Consider the following 630-nt stretch of genomic DNA (forward strand, 5'->3'; position numbering starts at 1 on the left):
AGGTGTTTTTACTCCCTATGTCAAGCAGAATACATAACGCGTCCACACGATTGAACTGAATCATTTGATGAAGAGGAGTGTCTCCGTCACTATCTGCTTCGGTCAAAAGGGCGATGAACTGTTTTTCATTATTGTCTTTAAGGTGGGTGCACAACGTTTTAAAAACCTCAGCATTTTTCATCGCAAAGTGGAGAATGTTTTGGTTAAATGGTCCTTTTTTATTCCATTCGACGCTGAAGTTTTCATTTTTAAGTCGGGACAAAAGCGTTTGATATTGCTCATTTTTAATTGCTTCTATAAACTCGTGAATCGTGATCATTCCTATCTACTCCTAAAGGCGTTTTTTTTGATTGTCTCATTCTAAGCTTAAGGTTTTATGAGCTTGTTGCATAAAAAAAGCAAAGGTTAGATCTTGCCTGATCTCCAAGCGGTTAAGTCCTTACTTTAACGAACCCATCTTGATAAAATTGGTTAAATTTGTTGATAGTTTTGCATTTGATGTCAATTTCTATTTTTTGAATAGATCTATCCCGTGAAAGGAGTTTTGGCTCTTGGCGTCTTCGCGTTGAACTGTATAATATCACGCCATGGCTGGATTGAACCTTTCGAAACCAGTCAAGTCCAACATTA

Annotated in this window: 1 protein-coding gene; it reads right to left on the reverse strand. The window is 37.3% G+C overall.

The window, feature by feature from the left end:
• The coding region (locus Lfee_RS12565; RefSeq protein ID WP_131753260.1) for an ankyrin repeat domain-containing protein at positions 1-319 on the reverse strand (319 nt) is incomplete at its 3' end.
• Positions 320-630: the final 311 nt, after the last annotated feature.

The sequence above is a fragment of the Legionella feeleii genome, from assembly GCF_001467625.1.
GTDB classification, from domain to species: Bacteria; Pseudomonadota; Gammaproteobacteria; order Legionellales; family Legionellaceae; genus Tatlockia; species Tatlockia feeleii.